23 protein-coding genes and 1 riboswitch are annotated in these 19,442 nt (G+C 42.4%); of the genes, 13 read left to right on the top strand and 10 right to left on the bottom strand.

All coding sequences use genetic code 11. The annotated features are described in order from the left end of the window. Positions 1–228: hypothetical protein (locus H539_RS32185; protein ID WP_026694281.1), on the bottom strand; the 228-nt coding region annotated here is incomplete at its 3' end. Between the two features lie 65 nt (positions 229–293). Between H539_RS32185 and H539_RS33445 the strand changes: the two genes are divergently transcribed. The 4 genes from H539_RS33445 (at position 294) to H539_RS0115525 (ending at position 2,090) form a co-directional block, all read left to right on the top strand. Next, positions 294–500, top strand: coding sequence for an NUDIX hydrolase (locus tag H539_RS33445; protein WP_026694280.1), 207 nt, complete (start codon positions 294–296; stop codon positions 498–500). 42 nt (positions 501–542) lie between these two features. Then, the gene (locus H539_RS33440) at positions 543–791 is read left to right on the top strand and encodes an NrtR DNA-binding winged helix domain-containing protein (protein WP_425414727.1); all 249 of its coding nucleotides are present in this window, start codon (positions 543–545) and stop codon (positions 789–791) included. 85 nt (positions 792–876) lie between these two features. Then, positions 877–1,428, top strand: coding sequence for a cysteine hydrolase family protein (locus H539_RS0115530; RefSeq protein ID WP_026694279.1), 552 nt, complete (start codon positions 877–879; stop codon positions 1,426–1,428). A 56-nt stretch (positions 1,429–1,484) separates the two neighbouring features. Beyond that, on the top strand, positions 1,485–2,090 hold the full coding sequence (locus H539_RS0115525) for a LysE/ArgO family amino acid transporter (RefSeq protein WP_245602200.1): 606 nt from the start codon (positions 1,485–1,487) through the stop codon (positions 2,088–2,090). A 292-nt stretch (positions 2,091–2,382) separates the two neighbouring features. Here the strand turns inward: H539_RS0115525 and H539_RS28735 are convergent, their stop codons facing one another. Next, positions 2,383–3,525, bottom strand: coding sequence for an AI-2E family transporter (locus tag H539_RS28735; RefSeq protein ID WP_051348615.1), 1,143 nt, complete (start codon positions 3,523–3,525; stop codon positions 2,383–2,385). A 234-nt stretch (positions 3,526–3,759) separates the two neighbouring features. Between H539_RS28735 and H539_RS0115510 the strand changes: the two genes are divergently transcribed. Next, on the top strand, positions 3,760–4,518 hold the full coding sequence (locus tag H539_RS0115510) for a GNAT family N-acetyltransferase (protein ID WP_051348614.1): 759 nt from the start codon (positions 3,760–3,762) through the stop codon (positions 4,516–4,518). A gap of 90 nt (positions 4,519–4,608) precedes the next feature. Here the strand turns inward: H539_RS0115510 and H539_RS0115505 are convergent, their stop codons facing one another. From H539_RS0115505 to H539_RS28730, 3 genes are all read right to left on the bottom strand, one after another. Next, the gene (locus H539_RS0115505; RefSeq protein WP_026694275.1) at positions 4,609–4,815 is read right to left on the bottom strand and encodes an alpha/beta-type small acid-soluble spore protein; all 207 of its coding nucleotides are present in this window, start codon (positions 4,813–4,815) and stop codon (positions 4,609–4,611) included. Between the two features lie 161 nt (positions 4,816–4,976). Further along, on the bottom strand, positions 4,977–5,360 hold the full coding sequence (locus H539_RS0115500; protein WP_026694274.1) for a VOC family protein: 384 nt from the start codon (positions 5,358–5,360) through the stop codon (positions 4,977–4,979). 12 nt (positions 5,361–5,372) lie between these two features. Then, positions 5,373–6,584, bottom strand: coding sequence for a M20 family metallopeptidase (locus H539_RS28730; RefSeq protein WP_051348613.1), 1,212 nt, complete (start codon positions 6,582–6,584; stop codon positions 5,373–5,375). A gap of 148 nt (positions 6,585–6,732) precedes the next feature. Here H539_RS28730 and H539_RS28725 point away from each other — a divergent pair, with 148 nt between their 5' ends. Continuing rightward, positions 6,733–8,160 carry a S8 family peptidase gene (locus H539_RS28725; protein WP_245602193.1) on the top strand — a complete coding sequence of 476 codons (1,428 nt, stop codon included), beginning with the start codon at positions 6,733–6,735 and terminating at the stop codon, positions 8,158–8,160. 19 nt (positions 8,161–8,179) lie between these two features. Here the strand turns inward: H539_RS28725 and H539_RS0115485 are convergent, their stop codons facing one another. From H539_RS0115485 to H539_RS0115475, 3 genes are all read right to left on the bottom strand, one after another. Continuing rightward, positions 8,180–9,760, bottom strand: a complete 1,581-nt coding sequence (locus tag H539_RS0115485) for an amidohydrolase (protein ID WP_026694273.1) — start codon at positions 9,758–9,760, stop codon at positions 8,180–8,182. A gap of 313 nt (positions 9,761–10,073) precedes the next feature. Next, on the bottom strand, positions 10,074–10,709 hold the full coding sequence (locus H539_RS0115480; RefSeq protein ID WP_026694272.1) for an FMN-dependent NADH-azoreductase: 636 nt from the start codon (positions 10,707–10,709) through the stop codon (positions 10,074–10,076). 184 nt (positions 10,710–10,893) lie between these two features. Beyond that, complete coding sequence (locus H539_RS0115475) at positions 10,894–11,328, bottom strand: DUF2512 family protein (protein ID WP_026694271.1); 435 nt, start codon at positions 11,326–11,328, stop codon at positions 10,894–10,896. 125 nt (positions 11,329–11,453) lie between these two features. Between H539_RS0115475 and H539_RS0115470 the strand changes: the two genes are divergently transcribed. From H539_RS0115470 to H539_RS0115440, 6 genes are all read left to right on the top strand, one after another. Next, positions 11,454–12,710, top strand: a complete 1,257-nt coding sequence (locus H539_RS0115470) for an MFS transporter (protein ID WP_035322708.1) — start codon at positions 11,454–11,456, stop codon at positions 12,708–12,710. Positions 12,711–12,854: 144 nt separating this feature from the next. Continuing rightward, positions 12,855–13,055: a cold-shock protein gene (locus H539_RS0115465; protein ID WP_026694269.1), complete on the top strand. Its 201-nt coding sequence runs from the start codon at positions 12,855–12,857 to the stop codon at positions 13,053–13,055. A 779-nt stretch (positions 13,056–13,834) separates the two neighbouring features. Continuing rightward, positions 13,835–14,239 carry an anti-sigma regulatory factor gene (locus H539_RS0115455; protein ID WP_026694268.1) on the top strand — a complete coding sequence of 135 codons (405 nt, stop codon included), beginning with the start codon at positions 13,835–13,837 and terminating at the stop codon, positions 14,237–14,239. A 123-nt stretch (positions 14,240–14,362) separates the two neighbouring features. Beyond that, complete coding sequence (locus H539_RS0115450; RefSeq protein ID WP_026694267.1) at positions 14,363–15,202, top strand: STAS domain-containing protein; 840 nt, start codon at positions 14,363–14,365, stop codon at positions 15,200–15,202. A gap of 113 nt (positions 15,203–15,315) precedes the next feature. Continuing rightward, entirely contained in the window at positions 15,316–15,504 is a 189-nt protein-coding gene (locus tag H539_RS0115445; RefSeq protein ID WP_026694266.1) for a nucleotidyltransferase family protein, read from the top strand. Between the two features lie 71 nt (positions 15,505–15,575). Further along, positions 15,576–15,723: riboswitch (cyclic di-AMP (ydaO/yuaA leader) on the top strand. Between the two features lie 213 nt (positions 15,724–15,936). Continuing rightward, positions 15,937–17,763, top strand: a complete 1,827-nt coding sequence (locus H539_RS0115440; protein WP_026694265.1) for an APC family permease — start codon at positions 15,937–15,939, stop codon at positions 17,761–17,763. A gap of 112 nt (positions 17,764–17,875) precedes the next feature. On the opposite strand, the gene H539_RS30865 is transcribed toward H539_RS0115440, so the two are convergent. Continuing rightward, a complete protein-coding gene (locus tag H539_RS30865) occupies positions 17,876–17,974 on the bottom strand; it encodes a YjcZ family sporulation protein (protein ID WP_081415902.1) in 99 nt (32 codons plus the stop codon). Positions 17,975–18,012: 38 nt separating this feature from the next. Then, complete coding sequence (locus H539_RS30860) at positions 18,013–18,186, bottom strand: YjcZ family sporulation protein (protein ID WP_081415901.1); 174 nt, start codon at positions 18,184–18,186, stop codon at positions 18,013–18,015. A gap of 467 nt (positions 18,187–18,653) precedes the next feature. Here H539_RS30860 and pssA point away from each other — a divergent pair, with 467 nt between their 5' ends. Continuing rightward, on the top strand, positions 18,654–19,349 hold the full coding sequence (gene pssA / locus H539_RS0115420) for a CDP-diacylglycerol--serine O-phosphatidyltransferase (protein ID WP_026694264.1): 696 nt from the start codon (positions 18,654–18,656) through the stop codon (positions 19,347–19,349). Positions 19,350–19,442: the final 93 nt, after the last annotated feature.

Here is a 19,442-nt window from a genome sequence, read left to right as displayed (position 1 = left end):
AGCCAGGTACAACCGGGTATCCCGGTATGAGCGGGCAGTCAGGAATGGGTGGATACCAGCAATTCCCGGGACAATCTGGGCAAAGCTGAAATTCAGATGAAAAGTAGCCTGTATGGCAGAAAAAGCAATAAAATAGAACTGTCTTAAATAAAGAGGCAGTTCTATTTCTTTTGAACGAACCATTACATACATTTGAAAAATAAACAGAATTATGACTTTCTTTGTCACTTTCTGCGCTTTCCCGAGAAATATTTCAAGAGGGGGGAAGTGGGCCCTTCCAGCAGGTTTTGTGGATGCACCTAAAAAGGAGACTGCTTTTAGGGCCGCAGGGAAGGGAGCTTAAGGAGGAAACGAAGTTGGATGGATTGCTCCTTAAGCATTTTGGAGTCTATGATGAAATAGACCGCAATCCAAGGGGCTGGATGATTTCTAATGCATTTTATGCGATTGTGCCTGAAGCACATATACAGAAGTTGAACTTTTTACAGTGGATGAGGTAGTAAGTCTTAAGCTGGCCTTTGATCATCGCAGGATTAAAATGGATGCCCTTCAATATGATTCAGACCACGGCAGCTAAAAATTTTCTGCCGGAAGAGTTTACGCTGTCAGAATTGCAGAGAGTTTTATTGACGGTTTGGGACGATCCACGTCTAAGGAGAATCTTTTTTATACGAAGGCTCCAAAGCTTACGTTCATTGAGAAGGTTTTGGATGAGAAGGGGAATCCTAAAAAGACAAGCCGCCATTCATTCAGACCCTCACAGCTCTATAGGTTCAATGATTTTGAAATGATTGAGTCAATCTGCCATTATCTGTGAATGTGAACGGAGAGTAATCAGGAATAACCATGCAAATAGCAGAGATAAGGAGATGAAATATGGGAAAGAAAGCTTTGATCAATATTGATTATACTAAGGACTTTATTGCGCCTCATGGAGCATTGACTTGCGGGAAGCCCGGACAGGATATTGAAGAGGAAGTCTGCCGCATTACTAGGGAGTTTATCCAAAATGGAGATTATACAGTATTTGCAGTGGATGTTCATGAAAAAGGGGACCACCATCATCCGGAAACGAAGCTGTTCCCGCCCCATAATATTCGGGGCACTGAAGGAAGAAGCTTATACGGCAGTTTAATCGATGTCTATGAACAGAATAAGAGTGAGCCACATGTTTATTTCATGGATAAAACCCGTTACTCAGCCTTTGCGGGTACCGATCTCGAAATAAAACTGAGGGAACGCGGGATAACGGAGGTCCACCTGATCGGAGTCTGTACAGATATTTGCGTCCTCCATACGGCAGTGGATGCCTACAATAAAGGATTTACCATCGTGGTTTACAAAAATGCTGCTGCATCCTTTAATCAGGCGGGACATGAATGGGCTTTAGGGCATTTTGAAGGTACATTGGGAGCATCTGTTGTATAAAAGTGCGGTTCACACTGTTTAGGAGGAGAGTTTATGGCAAGGAGTTTTGAAATTTGATTGCCGTTGTTTTACATGGAGTGTTTTTGGCCATGGGGCTGATTCTGCCGCTGGGTGTTCAAAATGTTTTTATTTTTCAGCAGGGCGCTTATCAGCGGAGATTCCTCTATGCCCTTCCTGCCGTCATCATGGCTTCCATTTGTGATACGCTGCTGATTTCTCTGGCGGTAGGGGGTGTTTCAGTAGTGGTTCTGGCGAGCCCTGTTATTAAAACGATCCTGATTTCAATAGGATGTTTATTTTTATTATATATGGGCTGGGCTACCTGGACTAGTAAACCGGGGAAAGAGAAGGATGGACAGGCTTTTCCTTTCAAAAGGCAGATTATCTTTGCGGCTTCGGTTTCATTGCTCAATCCCCATGCCATTCTTGATACCATTGGAGTGATCGGGACCAGTTCCCTGCAGTATGGAGGTGGTGAGAGATGGGTATTTGCCTCGAGCTGCATTTCTGTTTCATGGATATGGTTTTTGGGCCTTGCTGCTGCCGGGAGGATGTTTGGCAGGATCGATGCATCAGGGAGGCTGATGATTGTCATCAATAAGATATCAGCCTGCATAATATGGGCTGTTGCGATCCTTCTCATAAAGAACCTAATTACATAAAAGGGGTATAAAAAAGGGTGTGAGAATCCAAAACGGATCCTCACACTTTTTTTATCTTCTTAAATTTTCCTCATCCTTTAAGCGGTTTTGTTCGGAAGCTCTCCGTCCTGTATCAGGGTCTTTTTGATTTTGTGGCCTGCTTCCTTCTTGAAAACGTCTTTCGGCATTCCTTAAGCTTTCTTTACCATGATCTGCTGGCATTTTAATTCCTTTAATTCTTAATTTAAAGGTGATGATGCTCATTATGTCTTATACGGTTCTATCCCCTCTGCAGGTTCTTTAAAACAGCATTTCAATCACTCTGAATATCCTTGCCTTCTAAAGAGGACAATTCATTATTAAACTCCTGTTCTGCTTCTGCCCTGACAGAGGCTTTTTTGTGGCGGAGCTGGTAAAGCAGCCGGAAGTTCTTGATCAGCGTCTTAACCACTGAATAGAGCGGGATGGCAATTAGAATACCAATAAATCCATACAGGGAACCCGAAACAAGGAGAAGCATAATGATGGTTAATGGATGGATATTCAGCCGTTTCCCCATAACATTGGGAGTCACTAGATGGCCTTCAAGCTGCTGGACGGCAATCAGGACAAAAATAACCTTCAGCGCCATGAAGGAATCGGTCTGCAGGGCGACCAATAAAGCTGGGATAATGCCAATAAAGGGACCTATAAAAGGGACGATGGTCAGCAGCATAGCAAACACCGCGAGAAGAAGAGCATAATCAAGCCCGATAATTAAATAGCCGACATACATCAGTACGCCATCCACAAATGCGATAATGAACTGGCCGGTAATATAAGTAGAGAGGGCTTTATCTACGTCAAGCAGGATTTTGTTTCCCTCAAGCTCATGCTCTTCAGGGATATAACGCAATAAGAAAGGCCGCAGCTTTTCATCATCCTTCAAAAAATAAAACAGCGTAAAGGGGATCACAATCAAAACCGCTGCAATGCTTGTAATCATGGAAAAAATCTCAACTATATTAGAGGATGTTTTCTCAGATAATTTATTGAAGTAGTGCATGGCAGTTTCCTTGATATTTCCACCCTGAATGAATCCTAAGTTATGTTTCTGGATGGTCTTCTCTGATTGAGAGGACAACTCCTTGAACCTTTCCGGTAAGGTATGGGAAAGATTCTGAATCTGGCTGCTGATTGCAGGTCCGGAAAAATGGATGATGGCATAAATGAGACCGATAACAACGGCATAGACTGCCAAAATGCTGACAGACTTAGGAAGTTTCTTTGACAGCAGTCTCACGATAGGCCTGATTAAATAATAGAGCAGCCCTGCGATTAAAAGCGGAAAAAAGATAGTAGCAATAAATTGCTGGATCGGCCATAAAAGATAGTCGATTTTCCCCAAGAGTACAATGATAAGCAGCGTTAATATGATTCCTGCAGCATATTTGAAAAATGGCTTATGAATCCACATTGGCAGACCTCCCCTGACAGTAAGAAAAAGAATTTCTATTTTATTTACAGGTTAACAAGGTACAATCTTTTTAGAGGGTCAATAAAAAGATAAATACCACAGCCCTGTATACATACACTTTTCCTAAAAAACAGGATTCTAAACTAGCTGCTATTTTGGAAAGGAACCTTTGTAAAGGGTGTTTGCCCGGAAAGGCACCCGGAAATGGAGGAAAATACACGTTGGAGGGAGAAAATGATGCATTCCATCTTACATGCAGGTATATTGAACAAGATTTTTCGAGTCCTGGATGGATCACCCGTTTATATTCAGTTAGAAGAAAAAAATAATTTGACTATAAGGGAGGAGGAAATTGAAAAGGCTGTAACGCAGGCAGCCTCCCTGATAGATCTAAATATCGACCGGGTGGGAGCATTCATACTCCAATCAACCAGCCATTATTCCCGCATGAAAACAGAATTGATCCGTTTGGGATTTGAGTTTTATACGGCCAGAGTGGAAGTACACCGGGGGCTGGAAGATGTAAGGGAGATGCAAGGTGAAGCAGAGTGGAGGACCATGGGGGAGAAAGGGTTATCACCTGAATTCTTCAAGGAAATCTGGAGACAATGCATGATCGGTTCAGCCAACAAGGCTTCCTCCATGACTATGGATCAGCATTTGGCTTCCGTCCAAAGGGAGCTTGGAGAAGGCTGGGAAGCTTCCTGTAAAGCAGCTTTTTTAAAAGAAAATCCTATTGCTTTGGCAATTCCGCATATTGAGCCAGGGAGAAAAAATGAGGGGAGGCTCTTCTACTTCGGCCTTATGCCTGCACACAGGGGGAGAGGACTCAGTAAAATGCTGCATTACCAGACACTTTGGATGCTGAAAGGAATGGGGGCTGAATACTATATAGGAAGCACTCATACAACCAATATGGCCATGCAGCGGGTATTTACATTAAACTCATGTACAGTCTCAAGAGTGGTGGATTCATTTTATTTAACGAATTAACATATGGATCTAACCAATTTATGGGGAATAGCAGAGGAGGCTATCTGCCTTGAGGCAGATAGCCCATATTCATAGGTATTAAATTTTTGATTAGCGAGTGAATTGACCTGCTAATTGAGATTGAGCAGTAGCAACTAGACGTTTAGTGATTTCTCCACCTACTGATCCGTTTGCGCGTGAAACTGTTTCTGCTCCAAGTTGTACACCAAACTCTTGAGCGATTTCATACTTCATTTGGTCGATCGCTTGTTGAGCGCCGTTAACCAAAAGTTGATTTCTGCTTCCGCTTCTTGCCATGTGTTTTCACCTCCTTGTTGGTTGGTACTTTTAATCTCCCTCTGTTCTCAATCATTCATACATTCTTTTTTCCTGAGAATTCTTGTAAAATATGGCGAAGGGGTAAAAAGAAAAAAGAAGCTGTCTATAGGGTGTAAACCTCTAAGACAGCTTCTCTAAAGTTATCGCTGAAAAAATTCAATCCATTCACGGTCAGGACCGTAGATATAAAAGTAGCGGTACCCGTTTGGCAGGGTGATGACTTCATTGTCAATCAATTCAATATGGGTGTGTTCCATCATTCGTTTAAAATCGTCTTCGATTGTCTCCGTTTGGATCGCAAAGTGATGGACTTTCCCTTCGTTCGGAAGGGAGTCGTTATATCCTTTTATCAATTCAATTTCAGTTTCCCCGGATTCATTGAAGCCCAAGAAGGCCAGTTCTATCACACCATTTGTATGCAGAAGCCTGTCTTTCAGGGTAAATCCAAGTTCATTTACATAAAATTGAATGGATGCATCCATGTCTTTTACCATGATCCCAAGGTGATCGAGTCTTTTTTTCATTCTTTTTCTCCCTTATGAATTAATCTTGTGAACATTCTGGGGAATGCCAGCCCCGCTGAAGCTCAAGGCGGCGGAAACAAACATCTCCATTCCCATTTTCAATGAATCTTCGTCAATTGTAAAACGAGAATGATGATGGGGATATGTAATGCCCTTTTCAGAATTGCCGGCCCCAGTGAAGAAGAAACAGCCATCTGCCTTTTCTAGATAAGCGGAAAAATCTTCTCCAACCATATTTGGCTTCATTACTTGCACAGCTTCCTGACCATAAAGCTGTATAGCCGTGTCATGAATGAACGAAGTGATAGTGTCTTTGTTGACGACCGGCCGGTACCCATATTCAAATTTGAAATCATAACCAGCTCCGTGGGCTTCTGTAATCCCCTTAATCACTCTTTCCATAAGACCCGGTATTTCCTTCCTGACTTCCTTCTTAAATGTCCTGACAGTCCCCATCATCTCCACACTGCCGGGTATGACATTATGGGTAGTGCCGCCGGAGATCTTCGTAACCGAGATGACCGCCTGCTCGAGAGGGTCCAGATTCCGGGAAACAATATGCTGGAGGTTTGTCACAACCTGGGCCCCTACGGCAATGCTGTCAACCGTTTCATGCGGCAGGCCCCCATGCCCGCCCTTCCCATTTATGGTCACGTAAAATGTGTCGGGAGCAGCAAGCATTTCCCCGTAAACAATGCCAATTTTACCGCTCTCCAGAGGCGACCAGAGATGAGTGCCAATTACCGCGTCTACTCCGTCCATCACTCCGGCTTCCACCAGTTCCTCAGCACCGCCTGGATACAGTTCCTCTGCATGCTGAAAAATAAAACGAATCTCTCCGGATATATCTTGCTTCATTCCGGACAGGATTTTCGCTGTTCCAAGGAGGATTGCAGTATGTCCGTCATGGCCGCAGGCATGCATAACACCTTCATTCAGTGAACTGAATTCCAGGCCAGTCTCTTCCTGAATGGGGAGAGCATCCATATCGGCGCGGATTGCGAGTACTTTACCCTGCCGGCCGCCGATCAGCCTGGCTACGACACTGTTTTGGGCAGGACGTGAAACCTGAAGGCCTTCAAAAGATGCCAGGGTATTGTAAATGAATTCTGAGGTATTTGTTTCGTGGAAGGATATCTCAGGATTCTGATGAAGATGCCTCCTCCACTTTATCACCTCATCTTTGATTTCATCCGCCATATTCTTAATATCAGAAACGATCATTTTATCCCCTCCGAGCTGTTTCAGCTATAGAAGTCATTATATAGATTTTTGAATTATTTGAAAAGAAGAAGGATCTATGCCAATCATTGCTATTATCTTTTTTTGTTATCAACACATCATAAAGATAGATAGCAATAGAGGTGATGATATGAGAATAAAAAGCTTTCTTCCGCTGATTCTTTTGCTCGGAATGACAGGCTGTGCATTAAACAACGATAATTCTATTCAAACCAAAACAATACAAAAGGAAGGTCAGGAACGTTTCGGAACGGGAAATCCGAAAATCCTGAATGAATCAAAGGATGGACAAAGTGGACTTTTATATATCAATAGCCTTGAGAATGGGGTATCGCTGAAATCCCATCTGCGCACAAAGCCTGGAATAACGGTTATTAAACACAATACTCAGGATGAGAGTCATTATCATGAGCATGAAGTGACCGTCCGTTTTAAGGAAATACCGCATAAACCGGAACTTGCTGCCATTTTAATGGAAATTGACGGGACGATCCTTAAAGATTTTGATCATACTATGGTCTTCCGTTCCAAAACTCTCTCTACCTCCGATCTGCTGCAATACTTTAATAAACATGTTAAAACTGCGTTTGCAGAACCGAATTATATCTACATGCAGAATGAAGCAGAACCAAATGACTCTCTGTACAAAAGAAAGTACCAATGGAATCTTCCTGCTATCCAGACCGAGGGAGGCTGGACTATTAGCAAGGGAAGCAGAGATGTAGTGATTGCAGTCGTAGATACCGGAGTAGATCTTGGCCATCCCGATTTAAGGAATAGAATCATGAAAGGGTATAATGTAGTAAGCAAAAATTTTAATCCAGATGATGACAATGGCCACGGGACCCATGTGGCAGGAATAATTGCATCTGAAACCAATAATCTACGGGGAATCGCAGGGATTACCTGGTATAACCGGATCATGCCAATTAAAGTGATGAATGAAAAGGGCTATGGAAATGCATTTGATGTAGCCAGGGGTATCATTTGGGCTGCAGACCACGGAGCGGATGTCATAAATTTGAGCCTTGGCAATTACCAGCCTTCCGCTGTCATGCATGAAGCAGTGAAATATGCATTTAAGCGTAATGTGGTGATTACAACAGCAGCAGGCAATGATAATACCGATCAGCCCAGCTTTCCTGCAGCATATCCTGAAGTGCTGTGTGTATCAGCAGTCGATTATAATGGAAAAAGAGCCAGCTTTTCGAATTATGGTGAATATGTGGATGTTACAGCGCCGGGAGTAGATATTCCTAGTACGTATTTCCATAGCCAGTATGCTGCTTTATCAGGAACGTCGATGGCTTCCCCGCACGCAGCTGCGCTTGCTGGTCTGATGAAGTCGAAGAATCGTGGTCTTAAGAATTATGAAATCATGAAAATCATGAAGTCGTCCTCCTACGACCTTGGGCAAAAAGGGACTGATCCTTATTATGGAGACGGACTGATCGATATTAAAAGTGCTCTTCAAAATGTAAGAAGCCAGGCACCTGCCAAGCATGCCCAGCACGAGGGGATTTGGGGCAATATTAAAAAGACTTTTAAAATCCGATAATAATAAAAAAAGGAGAAGGTCATGTTCTATGATAGACCTTCTCCCCGTTTATATAAGTCATTTCCACCTTCACAGAATCAACCTCAGTGAGCGGAACGTCGAAAATATCCTTGTCTAATACGATAAAGTCAGCAAAATTCCCGCTTTTCAAACAGCCGGTCGAAGGAAGACGGGCTATTTCTGCTGCTTTTCGAGTGTATAGCCATACTGCCTCTATTAGGCTGATTCTCTGCTCTTGGCCGGTGTCAGTCCCATTCCAGGATGTCCGGGTAACCGCAGCCTTAATGCCAATGAATGGATTATACGGTTCGCTCCACGCGGTTGCCGGAGCGTCTGATGATATACAGACGGGGATGCCCTTATCAAGCATGCTGCGAATAGGATAAGATTTTCGAGTTCGTTCAATTCCAATGCTGCTGATATACCCTTCAATTTCCGCAAAGATGAAAACAGGCTGAGGCAGGAGTGCAATTTGTCTTGAGCTTGCCAATTCCAGATCTGAAGGCTGAACAAGGGAAGCATGCTCCATACGGAAAGTGGGCGAATCAGGGATCCATGGGTATTCCCCCGCGAATACATCGAGCGCCATTCGGATAGCCATCTCACCCATGGCATGGGTACTTACCTGCAGATTATGTTTTCTTGCATAACGGCAGGCAGCGGTAATTTCTTCTTTATTTATGATACATATACCATTTTCCGAGGAATCTAGATAGGGAGGATCGACCCATGCAGTCCGGCCCGTAATGCTGCCATCTGCAAAAAGCTTGACGCCGGCGATAAACAGGTGATTGCCTGCATTGGTTTGTTCAGGAGAGACCGGACGGGCCCTTAGTGAATCCCACATACAGTATAAAACAGCCTTTTGCTTAAACCCCTTTCTGCGTCCGGCAAGGAATCTGTCATAGGAGCCTCCGTCTGCCATCATCTCCGTAACGGAGGTAATGCCATAGGAAGCAAGGAGGCTGCTTAATTCAGCCAATGTCTGGGCTTTTTCTTCTTGGGATCTTTGAGGGAGATGTTTCCGGACCAGGCTGATTGCTGCTTCTTCACGAAGAACGCCAGTTGGAATTCCTCTTTCATCCCGGTCGATCCTGCCTCCTTCAGGATCGCCGTTTATCTGCTGGCCGATTCCAGCCAGTGACAAAGCGAAGCTATTCACGATACATACATGTACGCAAGACCTCATAATCATGACAGGCTGATCAGGGCATGCCTTATCAAGGTCCCATCGGTCAGGCATACGCTTTTCTTCCATTTTTTCTTCATCATAGCCCCAGCCAAGAATCCACGAGCCAGCCTCACGGGAAATTGCGGATTCTTTCAGTTTTATCTGCAATTCCCGTATGGAGGAAACAGCGGGCGGGGTACAGGGAATCTGAGAAAGGTTTTCTGCCAGCATTTCAGCATGCATATGCGCATCAATAAATCCAGGGAGGACACGTCTGCCGCCCAAATCAATACATTCTCCATAAGCTGCAGGCAATTCGCTGAAAGGCCCTATCCATTTTATACGTTCATTCTCGACAACCATGGAATCAGCATAAGGCATCAATGGGTCGGAGGTGAAGATCTTTCCATTTACAAATGTATAAGCCATCACTGTAACCTCCCGCTTTTCAACTCCCTTTGATAAAAAAACAAAAAGTGGGGTTAATCATGATTATGATGAGAAAAACGGGTACATGAAAAAAGCATGAGGGAAAATTCCTGACCTGTTCCGTTTTCAGTGCATTCCTATTAAGGTAGATAAGTAAGACGGCGGAAATAGTGCTCTAAAATAAAAGAAACTCGCCAATGGCGAGTTTAACTTTTTATACCAATAACGATGACTGTCATGTCGGAACATTATTAAGGAAGGCCCCTCAGAACGGAATCCTCGAAAAGAATTTCCTGGATGCCTAATGTATCCTTTAGAATGTCTTTGCTTTTTCCTTCGCTTCTGCGATGCCTTTTTCTTTAATCTCCTGAGCCCGGTCGGGATATTGGTTGTGCCCTTCTATGAAGACTCCCTCAAAGGAAGGGATACCGAAAAACTGCATGATAACAGACAGATAGCGGTGCCCCATTTCCAGATCAGCGGCAGGTCCTTCAGAATAAATTCCTCCGCGGGCCTGAATATGCAGACCCTTTTTGTTTGTAAGCAGCCCGATAGGTCCTTGTTCTGTATATTTAAACGTCTTTCCCGCAACACAAATAGAATCTATATAAGCCTTCAAGATAGGCGGAAAGGAAAAGTTCCAAAGAGGAGTGACAAAAACGTATTTATCTGCACGTGTAAATTGCTCGACAAGCTCCGATAAACGGCTTACCTTGGACTTTTCTTCCTGGGAAAGCTGATCGAATGAGGAACCAGAGCTGAGCTTGCCCCAGCCGCTGAAAACATCGGCATCAATATGCGGGATATGTTCTTTGTATAAGTCCAGGTGAGTCACGGTATCACCTGAATGATTTTCCCGGTATGAATCAACGAAAGCCTTACCGGCCGCCATACTGAACGATTGTTTTTCATCATGGGGATGTGCCGTTATGAATAAAAGTTCTGCCATAAATATTGCCTGCCTTTCCGAGTGGATTTTCCAAGATATAAATCAATGCCCTATAGACAATTAGCAACAGTTCCGTGCGTTAACAGCAGTTTACTCTTGCTTTTTTATATTGCTTATTTTCCTGGTGTTTTATGCCCGCCATAAAAAGGGCAAAAAAAAACATTCACACTAGTGAATGTTCGAATTATTTATCTTTTCCCGCAGGTTCCTCTGCCATCTCTGTAGAGTAGGCAAGCTTCGGATTAATGGTGCGGGTTTTCGTGCCATTCATCCCTGCCTCTGGATCTCTAAATGCAAATCGATGCAGAACGGCTTCAGCAAGAGTAAACACACCCGCGGATAGAATGCTTCCCCAGCCAATTTGCCCGTAATCATCCAGCAAGATACTCCCAAAAATCCATACAGAAAGGTAGACAAGGGTAAAGTCGATCACAAGGGCCTGTGACCTTCCCAGACGGGGAATAGCGATCATGTCTCCTAAAACATATGTCAATAATGCCGCAGCTGCACTGAAAGAAGCGATATCTGCAACAGAAGCATCAAAAAACAAATCCAGGCCAATATAAAATGCAGCCAGACTGACAATAAATTTCATAAGTAATATAAATACAGCTCTCATTTTTACTTCCTCCTTTTTACAACATCTTTTACCAAAAAAATATTTTTCATACTTTTTTAACAAATAAATCCATAAAAAGGAGATTAGTGGTAATATTTAGATATATTGTCGGGGGAGGATACATAATGAGTTCGCTCGAAACCCGTGGCTCAGTCAGATCAACAGCACTGTTCGAGCCATTTAAAAAATCGAAGTATTTTACAGCTCTCTATTTTGGCCAGATTTTTTCCTTATTTGGAAGTTCCATTACAAATGTCATCCTTCCCATTCTGGTTCTTAACATTTCCGGATCCACTGCAGCTATGGGAACAGTCATGGCTTTATATATGCTTCCCTTTGTAATCATCCTTCCATTTTCAGGGGTGCTGGTGGACAAAAGGAATAAAGTACATATCATGCTGACTATGGATGCCATCCGCTTTGTGTTAATGGGAGCTTTATGTGCATTGATTGTTGCTGATAAGGTAAATATGCTGTCCTTATATCTATTCATGCTTCTAATGGGGGCAATGGATAGTTTTTTCCAGCCGGCTTATTCATCGGTAAGAGCCAGGGTGTTTACCGAGGATATCCGTAACGCGGCAAATTCTTTGACTCAGACCAGCATCCAGGCATTGAGAATTTTTGGTCCGATTGCTGGTGGAGTGTTGATTTCGGCTGTATCATCTGCATGGGGCTTTGGGATTGATGCAGCGACCTACCTGATTTCCTTCTTAATTTTATGCAGTATGAGATCTCTTACATTTAAGCAGGCTTCAGCTGCGTCAGGGAATAAATTTTCAATAAAAAAGGATTTTTTAGAGGGAATCGAGGTCCTTAAGCAGCAGGATTGGCTGTGGCTCACAATTATTGCTTTTTCAGTCATCAACATTTTTTCTGGGGGTATTATTAGAGTATTGATTCCCTGGCTTGTGAACATTCATTATAAATACGATCCAGTGGTATACGGAACTCTTTTATCGGCCTCTGGTGCCGGGGCCATTATATGCGGAATTATTTTCGGAATGAAAAAGAAGTGGGAGAAGAGGGGACTTCTTGCTTATGCAGGGGTCTTCATCAGCGGAGCGGCCTTTTTAGCAGCCCCCTTTGTCTCTCATCTGATTCTTCTCATCGTCTGTTTATTCGTAAACGGAGCTGGAATCATGCTTTTCGGCCTTATTTGGGAAACAAGCCTCCAGGAGCTTGTGCCAGAAGAAAAGTTTGGCCGGGTAGCCAGCCTAGATATGCTGGGCTCTTTCGCCCTCCTTCCATTAGGATATCTTATTACAGGATGGATAGCCGAATCAGCTGGTGAAATATTGACGTTACTAATTTTCAGTTTAATCATCATGGCAGTTTCCGGGATCCTTATGCTCCATAAAGGAATAAGAACCTTTAATTAGATGATTTACTAAGCAAAAATAAGGTATATCATAGAAAATTTTCAAATACTGAATGTTTTATGTTTTAACTCTAAAAATGCTGGGTATAATATATACGCAAAGCAAATTGCAAATTTTCTCAGTAACATGCTAGGAGGCAACAAAATGGAACGTGGTAAAGTAAAATGGTTTAATGCAGAAAAAGGATTTGGCTTTATTGAAAGAGAAGGCGGAGAAGATGTATTTGTACATTTCTCAGCTATTCAAGGAGAGGGCTACAAATCTCTAGATGAAGGCCAAGAAGTAGAATTTGACGTAGAACAAGGCCAGCGCGGACCCCAAGCAACCAACGTACAAAAACTATAATCCAACCAAAAAACAAACAGACTCTGAAAAGAGTCTGTTTTTATTTTATAAAGCGGAGAACGGTGCTTTTCACACAAAGATAAAATGAAGCAGAATGAAAAAGAGACAAGTCTAAGAATAAAACTCATTGAAAAGCAGCCGCCTGACAGGCATAAGGCGAGTAGGCTATGGGAAGCGGTTTTCCTTCCCATGGACTGATTGACTTATGACCGAAGGCGGCAGTTCGGAGCTGGATTAAATATAAAGTGGAAAGCGGTGCCTTCCTAATGAAACGTATTTAAAATGAGATGTAACGGACTCAAATTAATAAATGCTCTACTAGTTGGAAGGCAGAGACCCGACAAGCATAAGACGAGCCGGATGTGAGGAGCGGTTTTCTCCTCATAGCCGGATTGGCTTATGACTCGAGGGTCTCAGCTTGGAGCTGGATTTTAATAAAAAAGCGGAGAACGGTGCTTCCCCCAAAAAATATCTGATTTTTCTTTGGTTTATTTTCGACATAGAGGCAAAGTATGATATGATCAAAAAGGAATCTAAGTATTGTAAGCTTAGTTCTATTAGAAGTAGTTCATATAAAAGATAAATATTCTGATTCATTTCTTAAATAAAGGCAAATTGAGCTGGGCAATAGAACTAGACAAAAGCCAAAAAGGAGATTCTTTCTTCTTTTTGGCTTTTTTTATTTTTTTAGCCAAGATAACAGGTATAGGAATGTATGCTGATGTCATTACTAATGGTTTGCAAAAAAAATTTATTTTCCAATAAATGAGTGAATTGAAATGGAGAAATCGTTGGTAATAGATATTAATGCCGAAAAAGATATTATGAAGGCACGGACTGGCGGAAGAAATAGGCTGCGGGACATGAATGCAGGTGCGATAGATCAGGCACGAGTACTCTCGGCTATTTCTGAACTGGCCCGAAATATTTATTTATATGCAGGAAACGGCAGGCTGACTTTAGAAATAATAGAAGAACCAGCCGGGAAAAGAGGAGTGAGGCTTACAGCTGAGGACCATGGGCCGGGGATATCAATGGTTAATAAAGCGCTTGAAAAGGGCTATTCCACATCCGGCGGTCTTGGGGCTGGGCTCCCTGGAGTCAAAAATATGATGGATGAATTTGATATTGATTCAACTCCGGGAAAAGGCACAAAAGTTACAGTCTTAAAATGGATATCGTAATTTCTTTGGGAATCAGAATTAGATATGTTTGGTAACCTAAATATATTCTATGATAAAATAAAACCAAATTTGTAGGATGCTGTACCTGCGTAAAAAAGGGCTAAAGGGGAATCATTTTCTTAAATGAAACAAGAACTCAAATATATCGGTGAAAAAATTATAGAAAATGCATATCAATTATCCATGACCGTCGGTGGGAAGAATCTATCTGAGCTTGAAAGAGAAAAAGATGATATACTCTCTTCTGCTATACATGTGGAATACCGAAAAAAGATCTTTGAATTATTTGGCATTTCCTTGTTCACTGATGATATGGAGAATCTTATTGAGAAGGTGGATGAATGGAGTAATCAAGCTGCGGAAATTGCTCTTCACTCTGGACTTTCCATAAGTGATTCTCTGCGGGTCATTTCAAGCTACCGTACAGTGGTATGGGAAGTATTTACAAAGGAGCTGGCAGAAAGGCAATTTGCCGCCATTACCATCCTGGATGTTTCAAAGACGATTGACCCCCTGCTGGACAGGATAGGGAGAGTCATGAGTGAAGTCTATGAAAGGCATAATACCAATTTAATGAACAATGCTTATTCAGCCCTTGAGGAGCTGTCTGTTCCGGTTGTTCCTGTAACAGACGGAGTAGCCATCATACCAATTGTCGGGTCCATTGACACCCAAAGGGCGATGCTGATTATGGAAGTATCTCTAAATGAAAGTGCACGTCTGAACCTCACTGATGTAATTTTAGATGTTTCGGGAGTGCCCATTATTGATACAATGGTCGCCAATCAGATTTTCCAAATTATAAGCGCCCTGAATTTGACAGGAGTCAAAGCATATTTGACAGGAATACGTCCTGAAATTGCTCAGACAATTGTTGGTCTCGGAGTGGATTTCAGTCATATCAATACCAGGGCAAATATGAGGCAGGCTTTATCTGAGATTGGATTTAAAAAAGTGGAATAGCCCAGATAAGCTTTATAAGGCCTGGAGGATGTTACACTGGCAGGTTTGCCGATTGATGCAAATCCGCTTTCATACAGGCCTATTTGTGCTGGATGAAGGGGGGAGAGGAGGAATTGAGGGGAATTGTACCTGGACTTATTAAAGAAGACGCAAGGATAGTGGAACTGCCTTCGTCAGCCGAGGTGCTTGATCTGCCTGATTGGCTGTATGCAGGTTTTATAAGATCGAAGGGTTGGGACGCGCTTTACCAATACATTGTAAAAACTCCGCTTCCTGGGAATTGGAACGATATGGAATTGTAAATTTTTTAAAAAAATTTATATTCCTTATTTACAAGTGCAATTCTTAGGAGTAAGATAATCAACAGTTTCATATTTCGTTATCGCTTAATCCTTATGGAGCGGGGAACCCAATGTTGCGTGGCACTGCCACTTGGGGTGAATCCTGATTATTAGTTAGGAAGGGCTACTCTTTGGCCCGAACCCGACAGCTAACCCCGCAGGCGTTCATAGAGAGGAAGGTGAAGCTGGTGAGGCTTAAAATATACAGGTCCACAGGCTTATTCGTTTTGCCTGAGTGGACCTTTTTTGTTTTTTAAGCTAAGATCACCAGTTTTATGGCTGATTCGTAGAATGTTTTTCGTTATTGAAATGGAAGAAAACCGCCTGGCTTTCCGTGGAAATGCAGGCCGGCAAAATTAGCCCGAATAATTTTTGGTATTGGTAGGTGCAGCAATGTTTTCTGCGGTTAAAAGATTCTTAATTGGCCGTCCCCTTAAATCCACTGAGGTGGGGGAACAAAAGCTTAGTAAAACCAAGGCATTAGCGATATTGTCTTCCGATGCTCTTTCGTCGGTGGCATATGCGCCAGAACAGATTTTAATTGTATTGATCACGGCAGGCGCGATGGCTTTTTGGTATTCTATACCGATAGCTGCTGGAGTACTGGTATTGCTGACGGCATTGATCCTTTCCTACAGGCAGATTATCCATGCTTACCCACAGGGAGGGGGAGCCTATGTAGTATCCATGGAAAACCTTGGTGTAAATCCTGGGCTGCTTGCAGGAGGATCCTTGCTTGTCGATTATATTTTAACGGTTGCAGTAAGTGTATCCGCTGGTACAGATGCAATTACATCCGCAATACCCCAGCTTCATACACATAATGTATTGATAGCAAGTATACTGGTTGTTTTAATTACGATATTGAATTTAAGAGGAATCACGGAGTCTGCTTCTATTTTGGCTTATCCTGTCTACCTGTTCGTTCTGGCATTATTCATACTTCTCGGAGTAGGCGTATATAAAATCTTGACAGGTGATGTTTCATCCAATCTGCATACACCATTGGGTACGCCTGTAGCAGGGGTTTCATTGTTTTTCCTCTTAAGGGCATTCGCCTCAGGCAGTTCTGCCTTGACTGGAGTGGAAGCAATATCAAACGCCATTCCCAATTTTAAAAGTCCTGCACCTAAAAATGCAGCAAAAACGCTGACAGCTATGGGGCTGCTCCTTGCCATTCTGTTTTGTGGGATCGTCTTTCTGGCCTACTATTATGGCATACAGCCGGCAGAAAAAGAAACGGTTGTCTCACAAATCGCATCAGCGACCTTTGGACGGAATGTTATCTATTATTTCATTCAGGCAACAACAGCCTTAATTCTAGTATTAGCGGCAAACACAGGATATTCAGCTTTTCCGCTGCTGGCCTTTAATCTGGCAGCAGATAAGTATATTCCTAGAATGTTTACCATCAGAGGGGACCGGCTGGGGTACTCAAACGGCATCCTTACCCTTGGACTGACTTCCATCCTGCTGATTGTCATCTTTAAAGGGAAGACTGAACAGCTCATTCCTTTATATGCTGTAGGGGTCTTCATTCCCTTTACTTTGTCGCAGAGCGGTATGCTGGTGAAATGGATCAAAGAAAAACCGAAGGGCTGGCTGGGTAAATTAATTATTAATGCTGTAGGTGCTATAATAAGTTTTACGGTCATGATGATTTTCTTTATCACCAAGTTTGGCCAGGTTTGGCCGGTTTTAATCTTTTTACCGGTGCTCGTGATCATTTTCCATAGGATCAGGAGGCATTATGATGCTGTTGGCAAACAGCTAAGAATCGCTTCAAATAAACCGGTCCCTCCAATAGAGGGGAATGTCATTATCATCCCTGTGGCAGGAATCACGCATGTTGTGGAAAATTCGCTGAATTACGCCAAGTCGTTATCAGCAGACCAGATTATTGCTGTATACGTCTCGTTTGAACGTGAGGATGAAAAAAAGTTCGAAGATAAGTGGAATAAATGGCAGCCTGGAATCAGGCTTGTCACGCTGAATTCATATTATCGCAGCATCATACAGCCGCTTACAAAATTCATTGCCACGGTCGAAAAAAAGGCCAATGAATCGAATTATCGAGTGACGGTTCTCATACCGCAGTTTATTCCCAAAAAGAGCTGGCACAATATCCTTCACAATCAATCAAGTCTGCTGATAAGAGCTTTTCTTTTATATCGCAGGGATGTGATTGTCACTACGGTCCCTTATCATCTTGAAGAATAATTTTATGTGAATAAAGCCTGTGATGTTTTCTTCACAGGCTTTATTTGCTTGATATAAAAAAGCAAAGGACAGATTAAAAAATCTGCCCTTATCTCCTAATCATTTAGAGATATTAGTATCCAACAAATGCTGCGCCAACAATGATTAGAAGAATGAACAATACAACGATTAGTGCAAAACCTGCACCGTAACCATAGCCGTTTCCACCCATTTATGTCACCTCCCTTATGAGCTGCAGTTCACAATCCTTTAGTATGAATACACTGCGCCAATGATGATTAAAAGAATGAAAAGTACAACGATCAGGGCAAATGTGCTTCCATAACCGCCGCCTCCATAACCAGCTCCGCCGTAGTATCCATATCCTCCGAAACAGCCCTTAATGTTCACCACCTTGGTGGATTTAAGGAATTCCCTATACATTAAGGTATGACCTTAGACATTTTTTGTGAGGACATGCACCTATTTATAATAGAATTCCACCTTTATCCTGCTATCATAGAAATGAAAATAATGGATCAAATTCATATTGTTTTTAGTGATCAACCGGTTAGTTTTTTCAGGATTTCCTCTGCCTTAAAAGTGAGTATGTCATACTTATCCTCAAACATATTTAAAAGTCTGATCAACTCTGCTTCACGCTGCTCAGAATTTTTTACAATCTTCTCCATATCTTCTTCGTGCAATTCTATGAAACATACTTTATACTATGAAGATTGATAGATAAGAGTGTGGACAATTACAAGAAAAATCCTTCTGCCGGCAGAAGGAAAAACAAAAAAATTGCTATAGTAGTAAACGAACCCTCTTTATAAGTGATATAGTAAGGTAGGGAAGAAAATGAGTACAAACAGGTTAACCTGAAAGTTAAGGGAGAGTGAAGTCTTTACGTGAGGATTACCAAAAGCATTCCCAATATGTTTACATTGGGAAATTTATTCTGCGGTTTTTTATCTGTCGGATTTGCGGCAAACGGGAAATTTAAAGACGCCGCAGTTCTCGTGTTGATAGGCATGATGCTTGACAGCATGGATGGCAGAGTGGCCAGGATGCTGAAGGCCGACAGCGCACTGGGAAAGGAACTGGATTCACTGGCCGATATTGTTACCTTTGGAATTGCTCCTTCTTTTCTTGTCTATTACACATACTTTCATCAATTTGGATTATTAGGATTGGCTATTGCAGGGCTGTTCCCATTGTTTGGGGCATACCGTCTTGCCCGGTTTAATATTGGTACAGGGAAATCATCCATAAATTATTTTGTCGGTGTGCCAATAACAGCTGCGGGAGGAATTCTGGCGCTTCTTACTTTATTTGGAGACAAGATCCCCAATATCGTCACAACTGTCATCTTTACCGCATTGTCCTTTTTAATGGTGAGCAAGCTGAGAATTCCAAGCTTAAAGGAAGTTCCGCTTCCTAAATATGGAACAATCATCACCCTGTTTCTTGGGAGCCTGCTTTTTTTGCTGTACAAGGGAACGTATAATCAATCGCCATACTTAATTTATATAGCTACTCCGCTGTATATTGCCTTTTTGGCGTACCGTTTTGTCAGGGGCAAACATAAGAAAGACCTGGATTAAGTGAATCGGATCTTTAACCTGCAAGTCTAAAAAGAGGAACGATATGTTTCTCTTTTTTTCTTTTACATGCTGGGGCGGATTATCCTTTACCTT

It is taken from the genome of Peribacillus kribbensis DSM 17871, assembly GCF_000430765.1.
Lineage (GTDB): Bacteria > Bacillota > Bacilli > Bacillales > DSM-1321 > Paraperibacillus > Paraperibacillus kribbensis.
The sequence above is the reverse complement of the archived record's forward strand: the minus strand, read 5'-3'. Positions and strand labels throughout refer to the sequence as shown.

Coding starts and splice junctions, on each gene's coding strand:
- H539_RS33445 (WP_026694280.1), top strand. CDS start 294: ATGCACCTAAAAAGGAGACTGCTTTTAGGGCCGCAGGGAAGGGAGCTT.
- H539_RS33440 (WP_425414727.1), top strand. CDS start 543: ATGCCCTTCAATATGATTCAGACCACGGCAGCTAAAAATTTTCTGCCG.
- H539_RS0115530 (WP_026694279.1), top strand. CDS start 877: ATGGGAAAGAAAGCTTTGATCAATATTGATTATACTAAGGACTTTATT.
- H539_RS28735 (WP_051348615.1), bottom strand. CDS start 3,525: ATGTGGATTCATAAGCCATTTTTCAAATATGCTGCAGGAATCATATTA.
- H539_RS0115510 (WP_051348614.1), top strand. CDS start 3,760: ATGATGCATTCCATCTTACATGCAGGTATATTGAACAAGATTTTTCGA.
- H539_RS0115505 (WP_026694275.1), bottom strand. CDS start 4,815: ATGGCAAGAAGCGGAAGCAGAAATCAACTTTTGGTTAACGGCGCTCAA.
- H539_RS0115500 (WP_026694274.1), bottom strand. CDS start 5,360: ATGAAAAAAAGACTCGATCACCTTGGGATCATGGTAAAAGACATGGAT.
- H539_RS28730 (WP_051348613.1), bottom strand. CDS start 6,584: ATGATCGTTTCTGATATTAAGAATATGGCGGATGAAATCAAAGATGAG.
- H539_RS28725 (WP_245602193.1), top strand. CDS start 6,733: ATGAGAATAAAAAGCTTTCTTCCGCTGATTCTTTTGCTCGGAATGACA.
- H539_RS0115485 (WP_026694273.1), bottom strand. CDS start 9,760: ATGGCTTATACATTTGTAAATGGAAAGATCTTCACCTCCGACCCATTG.
- H539_RS0115480 (WP_026694272.1), bottom strand. CDS start 10,709: ATGGCAGAACTTTTATTCATAACGGCACATCCCCATGATGAAAAACAA.
- H539_RS0115475 (WP_026694271.1), bottom strand. CDS start 11,328: ATGAGAGCTGTATTTATATTACTTATGAAATTTATTGTCAGTCTGGCT.
- H539_RS0115470 (WP_035322708.1), top strand. CDS start 11,454: ATGAGTTCGCTCGAAACCCGTGGCTCAGTCAGATCAACAGCACTGTTC.
- H539_RS0115465 (WP_026694269.1), top strand. CDS start 12,855: ATGGAACGTGGTAAAGTAAAATGGTTTAATGCAGAAAAAGGATTTGGC.
- H539_RS0115455 (WP_026694268.1), top strand. CDS start 13,835: ATGGAGAAATCGTTGGTAATAGATATTAATGCCGAAAAAGATATTATG.
- H539_RS0115450 (WP_026694267.1), top strand. CDS start 14,363: ATGAAACAAGAACTCAAATATATCGGTGAAAAAATTATAGAAAATGCA.
- H539_RS0115440 (WP_026694265.1), top strand. CDS start 15,937: ATGTTTTCTGCGGTTAAAAGATTCTTAATTGGCCGTCCCCTTAAATCC.
- H539_RS30865 (WP_081415902.1), bottom strand. CDS start 17,974: ATGGGTGGAAACGGCTATGGTTACGGTGCAGGTTTTGCACTAATCGTT.
- H539_RS30860 (WP_081415901.1), bottom strand. CDS start 18,186: ATGTATAGGGAATTCCTTAAATCCACCAAGGTGGTGAACATTAAGGGC.